The organism is Labrys sp. 22185, assembly GCF_052045555.1.
In the GTDB taxonomy this organism is placed as follows: domain Bacteria; phylum Pseudomonadota; class Alphaproteobacteria; order Rhizobiales; family Labraceae; genus Labrys; species Labrys neptuniae.
Genome location: NZ_JBQEPH010000003.1, coordinates 523,785 through 538,104, shown reverse-complemented (window position 1 = coordinate 538,104; position 14,320 = coordinate 523,785). Strand labels below are relative to the sequence as shown.

Annotated in this window: 13 protein-coding genes; 6 read left to right on the top strand and 7 right to left on the bottom strand. The window is 64.8% G+C overall.

The features are described from left to right. From ACTJKX_RS09930 to ACTJKX_RS09920, 3 genes are all read right to left on the bottom strand, one after another. Positions 1–1,488, bottom strand: a complete 1,488-nt coding sequence (locus ACTJKX_RS09930) for a nucleobase:cation symporter-2 family protein (protein ID WP_440725151.1) — start codon at positions 1,486–1,488, stop codon at positions 1–3. Between the two features lie 690 nt (positions 1,489–2,178). Continuing rightward, complete coding sequence (locus ACTJKX_RS09925; protein WP_440725150.1) at positions 2,179–3,366, bottom strand: DUF2778 domain-containing protein; 1,188 nt, start codon at positions 3,364–3,366, stop codon at positions 2,179–2,181. Between the two features lie 415 nt (positions 3,367–3,781). Continuing rightward, positions 3,782–5,203 carry a PLP-dependent aminotransferase family protein gene (locus tag ACTJKX_RS09920; RefSeq protein ID WP_440725149.1) on the bottom strand — a complete coding sequence of 474 codons (1,422 nt, stop codon included), beginning with the start codon at positions 5,201–5,203 and terminating at the stop codon, positions 3,782–3,784. A 156-nt stretch (positions 5,204–5,359) separates the two neighbouring features. Between ACTJKX_RS09920 and ACTJKX_RS09915 the strand changes: the two genes are divergently transcribed. Then, positions 5,360–5,779: a DUF983 domain-containing protein gene (locus tag ACTJKX_RS09915; RefSeq protein ID WP_394315621.1), complete on the top strand. Its 420-nt coding sequence runs from the start codon at positions 5,360–5,362 to the stop codon at positions 5,777–5,779. 128 nt (positions 5,780–5,907) lie between these two features. Then, positions 5,908–6,816 (top strand): hypothetical protein, encoded by a 909-nt coding sequence (locus ACTJKX_RS09910; RefSeq protein WP_440725148.1) that lies wholly within the window; start codon positions 5,908–5,910, stop codon positions 6,814–6,816. A 4-nt stretch (positions 6,817–6,820) separates the two neighbouring features. Here the strand turns inward: ACTJKX_RS09910 and ACTJKX_RS09905 are convergent, their stop codons facing one another. Beyond that, positions 6,821–8,278, bottom strand: coding sequence for a DHA2 family efflux MFS transporter permease subunit (locus ACTJKX_RS09905; RefSeq protein WP_311944252.1), 1,458 nt, complete (start codon positions 8,276–8,278; stop codon positions 6,821–6,823). Between the two features lie 406 nt (positions 8,279–8,684). Between ACTJKX_RS09905 and ACTJKX_RS09900 the strand changes: the two genes are divergently transcribed. From ACTJKX_RS09900 to ACTJKX_RS09890, 3 genes are all read left to right on the top strand, one after another. Further along, positions 8,685–8,864 (top strand): hypothetical protein, encoded by a 180-nt coding sequence (locus tag ACTJKX_RS09900; protein ID WP_394315617.1) that lies wholly within the window; start codon positions 8,685–8,687, stop codon positions 8,862–8,864. Between the two features lie 295 nt (positions 8,865–9,159). Then, on the top strand, positions 9,160–9,696 hold the full coding sequence (locus tag ACTJKX_RS09895) for an HNH endonuclease (RefSeq protein ID WP_311944254.1): 537 nt from the start codon (positions 9,160–9,162) through the stop codon (positions 9,694–9,696). Positions 9,697–9,799: 103 nt separating this feature from the next. Beyond that, complete coding sequence (locus ACTJKX_RS09890) at positions 9,800–10,525, top strand: haloacid dehalogenase type II (RefSeq protein ID WP_440725147.1); 726 nt, start codon at positions 9,800–9,802, stop codon at positions 10,523–10,525. An 8-nt stretch (positions 10,526–10,533) separates the two neighbouring features. Here the strand turns inward: ACTJKX_RS09890 and ACTJKX_RS09885 are convergent, their stop codons facing one another. Both ACTJKX_RS09885 and ACTJKX_RS09880 read right to left on the bottom strand, forming a co-directional pair. Continuing rightward, the gene (locus ACTJKX_RS09885) at positions 10,534–11,571 is read right to left on the bottom strand and encodes an aldo/keto reductase (protein ID WP_394314209.1); all 1,038 of its coding nucleotides are present in this window, start codon (positions 11,569–11,571) and stop codon (positions 10,534–10,536) included. Between the two features lie 92 nt (positions 11,572–11,663). Beyond that, positions 11,664–12,548, bottom strand: coding sequence for a LysR family transcriptional regulator ArgP (locus tag ACTJKX_RS09880; protein WP_311944259.1), 885 nt, complete (start codon positions 12,546–12,548; stop codon positions 11,664–11,666). A gap of 119 nt (positions 12,549–12,667) precedes the next feature. On the opposite strand from ACTJKX_RS09880, the gene ACTJKX_RS09875 reads away from it, so the two are divergent. Next, positions 12,668–13,267 (top strand): LysE/ArgO family amino acid transporter, encoded by a 600-nt coding sequence (locus ACTJKX_RS09875; protein WP_440725146.1) that lies wholly within the window; start codon positions 12,668–12,670, stop codon positions 13,265–13,267. 340 nt (positions 13,268–13,607) lie between these two features. On the opposite strand, the gene ACTJKX_RS09870 is transcribed toward ACTJKX_RS09875, so the two are convergent. Next, positions 13,608–14,288 carry a response regulator gene (locus ACTJKX_RS09870; RefSeq protein ID WP_394314213.1) on the bottom strand — a complete coding sequence of 227 codons (681 nt, stop codon included), beginning with the start codon at positions 14,286–14,288 and terminating at the stop codon, positions 13,608–13,610. Positions 14,289–14,320: the final 32 nt, after the last annotated feature.

The following is a 14,320-nucleotide window of genomic DNA, read 5'->3' as shown; positions in this document are numbered from 1 at the left end:
TCAATGGTGGCCCTGTTCCTCGACCTTCACCTCGCTGCCATTTGCATCATAGAGCTTGCCGTTGAGGAAATAGTCGCCCTCATGCAGCATCGAGATGTCCTGGTAGCGCAGAGTGCGCTCCATGCCGGCGACGAACACCGATTGCTGGTCGGAATTGCCGGCCCTGAAATGGTTGAACACCAGGTTCAGCGTGATCGCCATCAGCGCGGCCGAGCTGATGCCGGAATGGAAGATGGTGACGAACCAGGACGGGAAGTGCTCGTAGAACTGGGGTGCGGCGATCGGGATCATGCCGAAGCCGATCGAGGTCGCCACGATGATGAGGTTCATGTTGTTGGTGTAGTCGACCTTGGAGAGCGAGCGGATGCCGCTGGCCGCCACGGTGCCGAACAGCACGATGCCGGCCCCGCCCAGCACCGCGGGCGGCACGGCGGCGATCACCCGCCCCATCACCGGCAGCAGGCCGAGCGTCACCAGGATGAGGCCGGCGGTTGCGACCACGAAGCGGCTCTTGATGCCGGTGACGGCGATCAGGCCGACATTCTGGGCAAAGGCGCTCTGGGTGAAGGAGCCGAAGATCGGCGCCAGGGTCGAGGAGAGCATGTCGGCGCGCAGGCCGTCGCCGAGGCGGCGCGAGTCGACCTTGGTGCCGATGATCTCGCCGACGGCCAGGATGTCGGCCGAGGTTTCCACCAGGGTGACGATGATGACGATGAACATCGAGACGACGGCGGCGATCTGGAAGGTCGGCCAGCCGAAATGGAACAGGCTGGGCAGGGCCGCGGTGGGGCCGCTGGCGACCTTGGAGAAATCGGTCATGCCGAAGGCCATGGCGATGGCGGTGCCGATCACCATGGCGAGCAGGATCGACAGGCGGGAGATCGCAGCGTTGCCGAGCTTGCTCAGGAGCAGCACGATGCCGAGCGTGGCACCGGCGAGCGCGATATTGGGCATGCTGCCGAAATCGGGGGCCTTGGGATTGCCGCCCATGGCCCAGCGTGCCGCCACCGGCATCAGGGTGAGGCCGATGGTGGTGATGACGATGCCGGTGACCAGGGGCGGGAAGAACTGGGTGATCTTGGAGAAGACCGGGGTGATCAGAAGCCCGAGCAGGGAGGCGGCCATGACCGCGCCGAGCACGGCCGGCAGGCCGCCGCCGGTGGGGCTGACGACGATGGCCACCATGGTGGCGACGCCGGCAAAGGAGACGCCCTGCACCAAAGGCAGGCGGCAGCCGAACAGGGGCAGGCCCAGGGTCTGCAGGATGGTGGCAAGGCCGCCCGCGAACAGCGAGGCGGTGATCAGCATGCCGACCTCCTCGGGCGCCAGGCCGGCCGCCTGGCCGACGATCAGCGGCACGGCAACGATGCCGCCATACATGGTCAGGACGTGCTGCAGGCCATAGGCCAGGTTGGCGCCGATGCCCAGATTCTCGTCTTCAGGGCGCTGCAAAGCTGGGGCAGCCGTGCCGATCGATGTGGAACTCAAGCCGGTTTCCTCCTTCACGCGTTCTTATTCGAATGCAATTCCCGGACCAGACGAGCGCGGGGCGACGCCACGATGGCCGGTCGGCCTATGCGGGGGATGGCCCGCATGCAAAACGGGTACTTGGCCTGCTGCTCATCGTCCGCGCGGGGGGCGCAGGCAAAGGCAAGCAGACATGACCTAGCGAGTAGCGTGCCGCGACGCGTTCAAGGGCCTGAGGCGAGAGAGTGCAGCGTTCCGGTCTCCCTTGGCCAGCATGCACTCGAAGAATTGATTTAGCTCTATTGATTGCAGCTATGATCCATCAGGATAGAAGCCCTTGGAAGTGGCTCCCGATCGGAAGGACTTCCGCGCCAGATGTGATAATGCCTGTGTAGCGCAGTGGGCAGGGGCTGCGAATATTGCGGTGCCGGCATCAATACGATGGGGCTACTCGGCCGGTGCAGCCAAGACGCGAGCCGGATCTGCCAGATTGAATGACAAGCTGCGATCCTAAAGCAAAAAGTGATTACTCACGAGAGTCATCCCGGACGCACTGCAGCATGCAGCGATGCGGTGCAGATCCAGGATGACCAAAGGGTGAGTAATGAAAGCAAAAGCGTTCGGGCGCAAACGCTTCCTTATCTGCGTGCTTTGGTTCGAAGTCGCTTCGCGATCGACGCTTGCCTTCCGTAGCAAAAGGCTTCGGCAGGCTCAGCGCCCGGACGCAAACCACCAGCGGCTCTTGTTGCGCGAGGCGATCTGGCTGCTCGCCTTGCCGTTCCCGGTGACGACCACCAGCCTGTTGACCTCGCCATTGCGATAGGCGCGCAGGAAGCGGGCATAGTCCTTGAAGGAGACGCAGCCATTCGAATCGCCGCGCGGCCCGAGCATGTAGGTATGCGCCAGCAGGCCGTCGCGTCCGAGCACGGTGCCCGATCCGTTGGCAGGGATCATGCGCAGGGCGGCAACGCCATGGAACAGGGCTTCGCGCGGCTTGAGGTCATAGGTCTGCGGCGGCGTGGCGCCCCGGTTCTTCACATGCACCGAGCCGGGATCGTCGAGATAGGGGCCGAGGCCGGAATGGGCTTCGAGACGCTCGCCGCTGGGCAGATAGACCGTGCGGGCGGAGATATCGTAGATGGCGGTGCGATTGCCGGCCATCGGGCGCGACAGCGGAGGCTCGATGGCTGGCCGGTCGAGGGGGCGCCCCTCGTCCGGGGCGATGGAAGCCAGGGCCGTCAGGGGAATGGCCGGCCGGGTGGGCGGCAGCGGGACCAGATCGGCCGGATCGTTCTCGGCCAGGCCAGCGCCGATTTGACCCTCGGCGATCTGGCCGCCGTCGAGGGGGCGGATCGGCGGCAGGGGTAGGGCTTCGGCTGCGGTATCAGGCACGCTGCCGGTGGCGACGACATCCGGGGCCGCCGCTTCCGCCGGTGGCGAAGGCAAGGCCGCGACCGTCTGCACGGAACGGATGACGGGGAGGGCCTCATGCGTGCCGTCGTCATCAGGGGCAAAGGCCATCAGGCTGGCGAGCATGGGGGCAGACGGGTGAACGCGGCCGTCTGCGGCTGGCAGGCGCACACCCTGCGCGATTTCGGGACCGGTGTTGTCGGTTGCCGGTTTGGGTGCGGCGGCGGCAACCTCATGTTCCACCGGCAGTGGCGCTGGTCGGAGCACACTCGCCTGCACCAGGGCCTTGGGCGCAAAGGGATCCTCGGCGCGCAGATGCAGATGGGAAGGCTTGGAAGCGGAGACCATCGAAGGCGCTACCAGTGCGACCGCCGTCCAGGTCGCGGCAGCAGCCCCGAAGCACAGGCCCGCAAGCGCCATCCAGCCGGCGGTGTTCCGGCGAGGCCTGCGGCTTCGGACATAGCTGCCGGTGGAACGGGCGTGGGTCATGCTACTCGCTTCCGGGTGGCCAGGCGGCCTTGCGGCGCGAGGCCCCCAAGACGCGTCGAACCAAAGAGCTAGAGCAAAAAAGCGTTCACGCCTGAACGCGCTTTGCTCTAGGGGTGGGTACTGTTTGCGGGTGGTTGCGAGGGGGAACGCCCAGCGCCGTCGATCCGCCGACCGACGCGCAAATCTTTGCCCAATCTTGGTAACCAAACCCTTTACGCACGGGCCCGGATTGTCCCGTTCGCGTAATTGCGCGGTTGGTTGGATGTGGAGAGCATGGGAGTATCAGTCTCACGGCTCTATCCGATGATGGAGCGGGGCTGACATCTCGCCGATCGGCGCATGCTTCGTTTCTACGATGTCAGCCGGAGGCTGACACTCCGCATGGATGTGTCTCTTCGTTCTAACACGCCCTCGGTCAGACGATTCCCGGCACGCCCTCCGGTGGTACCGAAAGCAGGGCTGCCAGCGTGTTGAGGCCTTGGCGCAGGGCGTCGTGGCTCGGTGCCGAACCGAGCGAGATGCGCAACGCCGGCGGCGGGGCGCCGACTGCGAAGGCAGCGCTGCCGACCAGGGCGAGCCCGGCTTTGCGGGCGACGGCGCTGAGATCGGCCCCGACCCAGGCCGGCGGCAAGCTCAGCCAGAGATGGTGCGCATCCGCGGCCGCGCGATAGGTGAAGCCATTCAGCGCCGTCGCGGCGATGGCCTGGCGTGCATGGTTCTCGCGCCGGATGGCGGACGTCAGGCGGGCCATGGTGCCGTCCTTGATCCAGGCGGTCGCCAGGCCGGACATCAACGGGGGCGCCATCAGATTGATGATCCGGGTCTGGGCCGTGATTTCGAGCGCCTCGGCCTGGCCCGGTGTGGCGACATAGGCCAACCTCAGGGCGGGCGTCGCGCATTTGGACAACGTGGCGACGTGCCAGCTTCGTTCGGGGGCAAGGGCTGCAAGCGGGGCCGGCGCGTGTTCGGGCAGCGCGCCATAGGCATCGTCCTCGATGAAGGCGACATCGTACCTGCGGGCGATGGCGACCAAGGCCTGCCGCCGCTCGGCGGGCAAGGTCGCGGTGGTCGGGTTGTCGAGCGTCGGTACGCAATAGAGCGCTTTCGGCCGGTTGGCACGGCAGAGCGCTTCGAAATCGTCCGGCAGGAGGCCGTTCTGGTCGGTGCGCACCGCCGCTAGCCTCACGCCGCAGCGAGCGGCCACCGAACGCAGACCCGGATAGGTAACTTCGGGCGCCGCCAGCACCGATCCCGGTTCGAGCAGGGCCGAAACCACGGCGAAGAGAGCCGCTTGCGAACCCGAAGTCACGACCAGCCGCTCCGGCGCCACCGGACCGAGGCGGGGCGCCAGGAAACGGGCGCCGGCTGCACGGTCGCCGGGAATGCCGGCATTGTCCTGGTAATGCAGCCGCGCCAACGCATGGGGGGAGGCAAGGACGGTGGCGATGCCTTCGGCGATCGCCTCGCGCAGGCCGGCTTCGGCCGGCTGGGGCGGCATGTTCATGCTCAGATCGATCAGGGCCGTCGCCTCGGCCGGGCGGTGCTCGTCGACGACGATGCGGGCAGGCACGGTCCGGGAGGGGCTGACGATGGTGCCGCGTTTGGTGTTGCCCTCCACCAGCCCGGCGCGCCGGACCTCGTTGAACGCTCGCGTCACCGTGGTGAGGTCGACGCCGAGTGCCTTGGCGAGCTGGCGCTGGGGCGGCAATTGCACGCCCGCTGCCAGGCGTCCCGAGCGGATGTCGGCCGACAGCGCCTGGGCGATGGCGAGATATTTGGGTGCATCGCGGGCCAGTCCGGCGGGGAGCCAGAATGCCGCAGGCGAATTGTCTTGCATTTGTATGCCTACAATAATACAAAGCGTGTGTTGATTGACCCAGAAAATCGCAAAATTCTTCGATTCCAGGTCGATCCCTTGATTCTTGATGGCAGGATAGTCACATTTGTATGGAAATTCAATCCATACATTCTGCCGGAACGAAGGAGCCCTTCGATGGAAGAACAATCGGCAGCCTCTCAATCGATCTGGCGCTGCGGTATGCGTGGCCGTTGCCCGCGCTGCGGACACGGCAAGCTCTTCAACGGCTTCCTGACGCTTGCTCCCAAATGCAATGCCTGCGGGCTCGATTACTCCTTTGCCGACCCGGCTGACGGCCCGGCCTTCTTCGTGATGATGACCATGGCCTTTCCGGCCACCGGCTTCGGCATGTGGATGGAACTGAGCTTCGAGCCGCCGCTCTGGGTGCATTTCGTTACCACATTGCCCTTCCTGCTGCTCTCCTGCATTCCCATCCTGCGTCCGATCAAGGGCGTATTGGTGGCGAGCCAGTACATCAACAAGGCGGAGGAGGGGCGCTTGGTGCTGCAGGACGAAGCCCCGCACGAGCAGCCGCGCCTGGCGCGACAGAGCTGACGGGCCCGATTGCCTCACCCGGTCGTAATGGGCCAGAATGACGCTTCTTCCGGTGCAAACGCATTCGTGACCGAGCGCTTGGTTGCGCCGGTCTTGGGTTCGACACCTGAAACAGCGGGGCTCGCCTCATGTATTCGTCCTTCGCCGTTCCGGTGTCGCCGCGCGGTTTCCATGACCGGATCTATGCCGGCGAGATTGCCTGCTTTAGCGGACTCTCGCCGATGCAGGCATTGGTAGCCTTCACCCGAGGCCTGCTGGAAGACGCTTTCCATCCCCACCAGCCGCCCGAGATTCATCGCCATCTCGACCATGACCGGCAGGTCGAGGAATTTTCCAGGCTGCAGAAGGCATTTGTCCAATCCGCCGAGGTCAAGCGCCTGTGGAGCGAGGTTTTCGCGGTGCTCGGCCTCGATCCGGAAAAACTCGCGCGTGACCGGCTGCATCTTCGCTTCCAGCCCCACCAGCCGCCTGCAGCGAACCTGCCACGGGCGCGCAGCACCGCCACCATCGCCTTTCACCGCGACACCTGGGGCTCCAATCTGTATGCCCAGACCAATTGGTGGGCGCCGATCTATCCGATCACGGCCGGGCGCACCTTCGCGATCTATCCGGATTTGTGGACCCGGGCGGTGCCCAATACCAGCGCCTCCTTCGATCTGGAGGCCGTGCTGGCCCGCGCCAAGATCGCCGGCCGCCATGCTGTCGATGCCGACGATGCCATTCCGCATCTGAGCGGGGCCGTGGATGTCGGGGCCGTCGAACCGGTGGTGGTCGAGCCAGGCGAGGTGATCGCCTTCTCCAGCGCGCATGCCCATGCCGGCGTGCCCAACAGCACCGACTTCACGCGCATTTCGCTGGAGACGAGGACGCTGTGGATCGAGGATGTCGCGGCCGGACGCGGCGCCCCCAATGTCGACGGCGATGCGCCCTGGATGGCCCCCGGCTGGTTTAGGCGCGTCAGCGACGGTGCCAGGCTGACGGAACTCCTGGGCCTCAACGCCCTCGAGCCTTACCGGCGCGAAAGCCCGGTGGCCTGACGTCTCACGTCGCCTGTTCGGCCTCGTGCCGCTTGCGGTGGCCGCTCATCGAGGCCCCCGCATTGTAAGGCAGCTTGGCGTTCACCGGCGAAGCCAGCAGGGAGATCGCGGTGACGAACAGGAAGGCCATCGAGAAATCCGTCAGCGTAGCGTGCTCATGGCCCAGGACCAGCTTCGAGCCGGTCAGAGCGAGGGCGCCGGCGCAGATGCCGAACGATAGCATCAACTGCTGGAAGGTGGTGTAGAAGCTGTTGGCCGAGGAGGTGCGCGTCGGCGGAATGTCGTCGTAGCAGACGGTGTTGTAGGCGGTGAACTGCAGCGACATCGAGAAACCGCAGACCAGCAGCACGGCGAAGATGGCCCAATGCGGCCAGTCGGGGCGGAACAGGGCACAGGCTGCATAGAGCAGACTGGAAAAGATGCTGTTCCAGATCAGCGTGGTGCGGAAGCCGAAACGCTTGAGGATCGGCTTGGCTGCCGCCTTCATCAGCATCGAGCCGCAGGCGGTGGCAAGGGTGAGCAGGCCGCTCTCCGCCGCCGACATGCCGAAGCCGATCTGCATCATCAGCGGCAGCAGGAAAGGCTGGGCGCCCTGGGTGATGCGCGAAAGCGAGCCGGCGACCAGCGAGATGCGAAAGGTGCGCACCCGCATCAGGCTGAGGTCGAGGATCGGGGCGAAGTCGCGCGGCTTGCGAGCATGGACGACATAGATCGCACCACTGACCAGGCCGATCACCAGGAGGGCGATGGCGAGCGGCGCCTCCTCGGCGCTGCCGCGGCTGGTCATTTCGAAGCCGAACAGCAGGCAGGCGAGCGAAATGCCGGAGAGCACGAATCCCTTCATGTCGAAGGGCTCGCGCTTGTCTTCCTTCATGTTGGGAATGAAAATCTGGGTCAGCACCAGGCCGAGCAGGCCGATCGGGATGTTGATGTAGAAGATCCAGCGCCAGTCGAGGAAGGTGACGATGAAACCGCCGACCGGCGGGCCGAGGATCGGGCCGATCAGCGCCGGCACCAGCAGCCATCCCATGGCGGAGACGAGGTCCGACTTGTCGACGGTGCGCAGCAGTACCAGGCGGCCGACCGGCACCATCATCGCCCCGCCCGCGCCCTGCAGGAGCCGCGCGGCGACCAGGACGGGCAGAGTCGGCGCCCAGGCGCACAGGATCGAGCCCAGCATGAACACCGCGATGGCGATGGAAAACACGCTGCGGGCGCCATAGCGGTCGGCGATCTTGCCACTGGCGGGAATCAGCACGGCCAGGCTGAGCAGATAGGACGTCAGCGCGATGCTCATATGCGCAGGCGAGACGTCGAAGGATTTGGCCATGGTCGGCAGGGCTGTCGCCAGGATGGTGGCGTCGAGCTGTTCCATGAACATGGCGCTGGCAATGATCAGCGCGGTGGTTCTGAAATTGGGCCGTGCCATCCGGGGCATCAGGCCAGCGGTCACTTCGGACATTGGAGCAGGCAATTCATGACAAGGCCCGTCCCGAGGGGCGGGCCAAAATGGTGGCCGACTCGACGCCGGTCATGACGCTTGATTGGTTATAGGCACGCTTTTGTTCTGACGAAATGGCAAAAGTAGGGAGAGGCAACATATAGTTTCGCATAGCTGAATCGCGCTGCGCGAGACACAGGTCGCTTGGCAGGCCGGATGCGCTACTGCCGGATGTTCCCAATATCTTATCCAGGGATATAAGATATTATCCACTTGGATCGCTCTCCTTGGAAAAGAGCTCGATTCTTCCGAAATTTTTGCTGTTTTTGCGCAGTGATGGTGCTTTCTCGCTTGATTTTTGTCGTTTTCGGGCGGCATAAGCCTAGTCATCGGGAAGGGGATGGGCCTCTTCCTTCAAGAGCCGGACATGCCGTTGCCGACCCATTTCGACATCTTTGCGTTTGCGGATGACGCCTCCTCCCTGCCGGCTTGCATGCCGGGCATGGGCGTGGCTACCCGCAGCCAATGCAAAGGTGCCGGCCGCGACCTGTCGAATGCGAACCGTATGATCGTCGCCCGACTGGCGCAGGATCACACGAGAATCTGAACCGGCGGCAGGGCAGTCCCCTCCGCCTTGATGGCAGGAGGGTATGTACGCCCGCGACACACTCCAGACAATCCGGACAGTCGGCATGCTCCGCATGCCAGTGCGTGACCGCGTGCACATCATCGTGCTGTCATCATTCCGTCTTTTCGTTGCCGGACAACTGTCCAGCTAGACCAGCCAACGGGGCTGGCGGGAGTCAGACAGCGAAAACCAGAAGCACCAGAAGCCGGCCGGGCGACCGGTCATCCATTCCTCCAACCAGTGTTAACTCCAGGAGTCGAGCGTTGAGGTAGTCATGTCGTCCCACCCTGCTTTGATATTGAATGCCGATTTCAGACCCTTGCGGTATTTTCCGCTGTCGCTGCTTTCGTGGCAGGATGCGCTGAGGGCCGTGTTTCTCGACCGCGTGAGCGTGGTGGCGGAATATGATGCCGTGGTGCGCAGCCCGTCGACGACGATGCGTCTGCCCTCCGTGGTTGCCTTGCGCGACTATCAGAAGGTGGAGCGCATGGTGCCGTTCACCCGTTTCAACCTGTTCTTGCGCGACGGCTTCACCTGCCAATATTGCGGCGATGGTTTCCAGGCCCGCGATCTGCAGTTCGAGCATGTGGTTCCCCGCTCCAAGGGCGGGGCGACCTCGTGGGAGAACATCGTCGCGGCCTGCGGCGACTGCAATGCCCGCAAGGCCGACCGCATGGACATGAAGCCCTTGCGCCAGCCGGCGCGGCCTTCGCCCTGGGAACTCCTGGAGGCGAGCCGGCATTATCCGCACAACTATCTGCACGAAAGCTGGGTCGACTATCTCTACTGGGACAGCGAACTGGTTTCGTGACAACCAAAAGGACAGGGAGGGCGGTGGCGACACCGCCCTCCTTGCGTTTGCGGCATGGGCGTCACGGCGTCTGCTGAATTCAGGGTTTTTCGAGGAGGAACCAATGCCGGAACTGGCGGACTTCAAGGTCTTGACCTTCGATTGCTATGGCACGCTGATCGACTGGGAAACCGGCATCTGGAATGCGCTCCAGCCCCTGCTCAGTGCCGGCGGGCGGGTGATCGGCCGCGAGGAGGCGCTCGCTGCCTTCGCCCGCCGCGAGACCGAGCAGGAGCTCCAGACGCCTTCGCTGCTCTATTCGTCCCTGCTTTCAGTCACCCATGCGCGGCTGGCGCAGGATTGGGGCATTGCCGCCCATGCCGACCTGCATGAGCGTTTCGGCGCCTCCGTGCCGGACTGGCCTGCCTTTCCGGATTCGGCGGGGGCGCTCTCCTATCTCAAGCGCCACTACCGGCTGGTCGTGCTCTCCAATGTCGATCGCCGCAGCTTCGCGGCCAGCAATACCAAGCTCGGTGGCCTTTTCGATGCGGTCTACACCGCCGAGGATGTCGGTTCCTACAAGCCGGACCCGCGCAATTTCAGCTACCTGCTCGAGCATCTGTCGCTACAGTTCGGTCTCGAGCCGGCCGATGTCCTGCACACCGCCCAGAGCCTGCACCATGATCATATGCCGGCGGCCCGTATCGGCCTAGCGCGAGCCTGGATCGACCGCCGCGCTGGCAAGCAGGGCGGTGCCACCTTGGTGGTGGAAGGCGTGCCGGAGCCCGATTTTCACTTCCACAGCCTCGGCGCGTTGGTCGATGCGCATCGCAAGGATCCTGCCGGCTGAGGGCGACCCTATGGTGCCCTCGCATCGATCAGCCCTTGCTGGCGCAAATCGCTCCAGAAGGCGTCGGGAATGGCGACACCGAGCAGGCTGACGTTCTCGGCCGCCTGTTCGGGGGTGACGGCGCCGGAGATCACGCTCGCCACGATCGGGTGGCGCAGCACGAACTGGAAGGCGGCTGCCTTGAGCGGCACGTTGTGGGCAGCGCAGACGGCCTCGATCTTGCGCACCTTCTCGATGATCTCCGGGGCGGCCGGGGTGTAGCGATAATAGGGCGTGGGCACGCCGGCACCGGTGGCGAGGATGCCGGAGGCGAAGGGCGAGCCGATCACCACGCCGACACCGCGCTCCTGGCAGAGCGGGAATTCGAGGTCGAGCGGGCCCTGGTCGATCAGCGTGTAGGGCATGGCGACCAGAAAGAAATCGAGGTCGAAGCGCTTAAGCATTTCGGGAATGGTGCCGAGCACGTTGACGCCGGCGCCGATGCCCTGGATCTCGCCGTAATGCTTGAGCATTTCGAGCGCCCGCCAGCCCGAGCGCTCCAGGTCGAGGAAATGCTGGGCGACGAGGTCGGCCGAGCCGACATGCGGAACGTCGAGGTCATGGATGAGCAGGAGGTCGATACGGTTGATGCCGAGCCGCATCTGGCTCTGCTCATAGGCGCGCATCACGCCGTCATAGGTGTAGTCGAAACGCTCCTGGAAGGAGAGGCCGCCATACCAGAACGGTCCCTTGAAAGTATCGACGTCCTTGGGCCGGTGGAAGGTGCGCCCGATCTTGGTGGAGAGGATGAAGTCCGAGCGCGGCCTCTGCCGCAGCGCTTCGCCGAAGCGCAATTCGCTGAGGCCGCGGCCATACCAGGGCGAAGTGTCGAAATAGCGGATGCCGGCGTCCCAGGCGCCCCTGAAGGTGGCGCGAACCTTGTCCTCGTCGAGGTTCTCGAACATGTCCCCCATCGGGCCGCCGCCGAGGCCGACGGGCGTGAGCATGACGGAGGTCTTGCCGAGCCGGCGGGGCGCGGCATTGCCGGGCATGATGGGGAGCTGCATGGATTTCCGTCCCTGACGTCTTGAAGGTTGGATTCTGATTTGTCTGACAATGGTAGTGGTAAACGCCGTCCTGTCCAGAGGCCATGGCACCATTATGCCTGCTCCAGCCTCGCCCGCGCCGTACGCAGGATGGAGGCGGTGATGTCCTGGAGGCCCTTCTCCACGGCCCGGCTCCAATGCCAATAGAGCGGCACCAGCAGGCGCGAGCCGGGATGTATGGTGACGAGAGACCCCTCGTCGAGATAGGGAGACACCAGCGATAGCGGGTTCATGCCCCAGCCGAGCCCGGCCAGGGCAGCGTCGACGAAGCCGCGCGAGGAGGGGATCCAATGGCTCGGCCTGCTTATGGGCCGGCCAAAGGTCTCGACCAGCCAGCGGTCCTGCAAGGCGTCCTTGATATCGAAGGTGAGGCAGGGGGCCTGCCGCAGAGCCTCCTCGCTGAGACCGTCGGGAAACCAGCGCCTGACGAAGGCGGGGCTGGCCGTGGCGACATAGGTCTGCACGCCCAATGCGCGGCTGCCGCAGCCCTGGAAGGGGCCCGGTGCCATGGCGACTGCCGCGCTGACCTCGCCGCGTCGCAGCCATTCGGCGGTGTTGCTCTCATCGTCGAGCACCAGATCGAACAGGCGCCCCTCCAGCCCCGACAGGGCAGGGAGGAACCAGGTTGCCAGGCTGTCGGCATTGACGGCGATGCGCACGGTAGGGGCAGCCCCCGACGGCATCAGGCCGCCAAGTTCGCTGCGCAGCGCATGCTCCATCAAGCCGACTTCCTCGGCATGGCGGCACAACCGCCTGCCGGCCGATGTCGCCGTGCAGGGTTGGCCCCTGACGACCAGGCCGGTGCCGAGGCGCTCTTCCAGGAGCTTGACCCGCTGCGAGATCGCCGAGGGCGTCACCCCGATCTCCTGCGCCGCCTTGTCGAAGGAGCCGCTACGCACCACGGCGGCCAGGGCTTCCAGCAGCGCATAGTCCAGCATGGATTAATTTTCCTAATCCAGAGATAGATTATTTAAATTCTCTAATTTCATCGGTGCGTGTAGTCAAACGCCGCTCCGACCAGTGGGTCGGATCGGGACAGCCCGTGATGGGGGAGACCATGACCAACGCGCTCATATCCGGATTTCTGCTCGGCCTCAGCCTGATCGTGGCGATCGGCGCGCAGAACGCCTTCGTGCTGCGGCAGGGCCTCAGGCGCGAGCATGTGTTCTGGGTCTGCCTCGTCTGCGCCCTGTCGGATGCCGTGCTGATCAGCGTCGGTGTCGCCGGCTTCCAGGCTGTCGGCGTAGCCGTGCCCTGGATCGAACCGGTGATGCGCTATGGCGGCGCCGCCTTCCTCATCCTGTACGGTCTCCGCAGCTTCCGCTCGGCGCTTGCCGATCATGGCGGGCTCGATCCGGGCGATGGTGCGGGGCTTGGACTTGGCCGGGCGCTCGCCACCTGCCTCGCCTTCACCTGGCTCAACCCGCATGTCTATCTCGACACGGTGGTGCTGCTCGGCTCGATCTCCACCCAATATCAGGGGGCCAAGCTCGCCTTCGGTGTCGGTGCGGTCACCGCCTCCTTCCTGTTCTTCTTCTCGCTCGGCTATGGCGCGCGCCTGCTGCGCCCGCTTTTCGCCCGGCCCGGCGCCTGGCGGGTGCTGGACGGGCTGATCGGCATGACCATGTGCGGGCTGGCGCTGAAGCTGGTAATGTGAGGGCATTGGGAGCCGGCCCTCGGACCGGGCTGGACCCGCGGCTTTTCCGGCAAAGGACGCCTTGAGAAGGAGGTGCTCTTTCTTCCCGTATTTCGCAGCCCCTCACCCTTACCCTCTCCCCGTAAGAACGGGGCGAGGGGGACGCAAGCGTCTCGACTTGTCTTCGAGACAGACACTCATCTCGCCCGACGGTTGGGCGAGATGAGACCGTGTCGGCAAAAACGAGTCGTCGAAGTTCCCCTCGCCCTGTTCTTACGGGGAGAGGGTAAGGGTGAGGGGCTGCGTTACTGATCAAACAAAGTACTTATTCTTTGGCCGGCCCGAAGACCGGCCCCCGCGCTCACTCCTCGTCCTTCAGGCGATAGCCGATGCCGGCTTCCGTCTGGATGATGCGGGGATTGGCCGGGTCGCGCTCGATCTTGGCCCTGAGCTGGCCGATGAAGACGCGCAGGTAATGCAGGTCCTCGGCATGCGCCGTGCCCCACACCGAGGTCAGCAACTGGCGGTGGGTGACGACGCGGCCGGCATGACGCGCCAGCATGGCGAGCAGGTCATATTCCTTGGGCGTGACGCGGATGGCTTCGCCGTCCCGGCTCACCAGCCGCTTCAGCGTATCGATCACCAGGCCGTCGCTCTCGAAGCGGGTGGCATTGCCCTCCTCATGGGCCCGATGGCGCAGGGCGGTGCGGATGCGGGCGATCAGTTCGCCGATACCGAAGGGCTTTTCGACGTAATCGTCGGCACCGAGGTCGAGCGCGGCGATCTTCTCGCTCTCCCGATCCCTGGCCGACAAGACGATCACGGGTACTTTCGACCATTCCCGCACCTTGGTGATGATGTCCTTGCCGTCCATGTCGGGCAGGCCGAGGTCGAGAATGACAAGATCCGGCGCGGTGGTGGCGATCAGGCGCATGGCGTCGGTGCCGTTGACGGCCGGCGTCACCTCATAGCCGGCGGCGATCAACGCCGGTTTGAGGAAGCGCTGGATCTGCGGCTCGTCGTCGACAACCAGGATGTGCATAGGGGAAGGAACTCTCATTCACGGGGGGCGGG

Coding starts and splice junctions, on each gene's coding strand:
- ACTJKX_RS09925 (WP_440725150.1), bottom strand. CDS start 3,366: ATGACCCACGCCCGTTCCACCGGCAGCTATGTCCGAAGCCGCAGGCCT.
- ACTJKX_RS09920 (WP_440725149.1), bottom strand. CDS start 5,203: ATGCAAGACAATTCGCCTGCGGCATTCTGGCTCCCCGCCGGACTGGCC.
- ACTJKX_RS09915 (WP_394315621.1), top strand. CDS start 5,360: ATGGAAGAACAATCGGCAGCCTCTCAATCGATCTGGCGCTGCGGTATG.
- ACTJKX_RS09910 (WP_440725148.1), top strand. CDS start 5,908: ATGTATTCGTCCTTCGCCGTTCCGGTGTCGCCGCGCGGTTTCCATGAC.
- ACTJKX_RS09905 (WP_311944252.1), bottom strand. CDS start 8,278: ATGTCCGAAGTGACCGCTGGCCTGATGCCCCGGATGGCACGGCCCAAT.
- ACTJKX_RS09900 (WP_394315617.1), top strand. CDS start 8,685: ATGCCGTTGCCGACCCATTTCGACATCTTTGCGTTTGCGGATGACGCC.
- ACTJKX_RS09895 (WP_311944254.1), top strand. CDS start 9,160: ATGTCGTCCCACCCTGCTTTGATATTGAATGCCGATTTCAGACCCTTG.
- ACTJKX_RS09890 (WP_440725147.1), top strand. CDS start 9,800: ATGCCGGAACTGGCGGACTTCAAGGTCTTGACCTTCGATTGCTATGGC.
- ACTJKX_RS09885 (WP_394314209.1), bottom strand. CDS start 11,571: ATGCAGCTCCCCATCATGCCCGGCAATGCCGCGCCCCGCCGGCTCGGC.
- ACTJKX_RS09880 (WP_311944259.1), bottom strand. CDS start 12,548: ATGCTGGACTATGCGCTGCTGGAAGCCCTGGCCGCCGTGGTGCGTAGC.
- ACTJKX_RS09875 (WP_440725146.1), top strand. CDS start 12,668: ATGACCAACGCGCTCATATCCGGATTTCTGCTCGGCCTCAGCCTGATC.
- ACTJKX_RS09870 (WP_394314213.1), bottom strand. CDS start 14,288: ATGCACATCCTGGTTGTCGACGACGAGCCGCAGATCCAGCGCTTCCTC.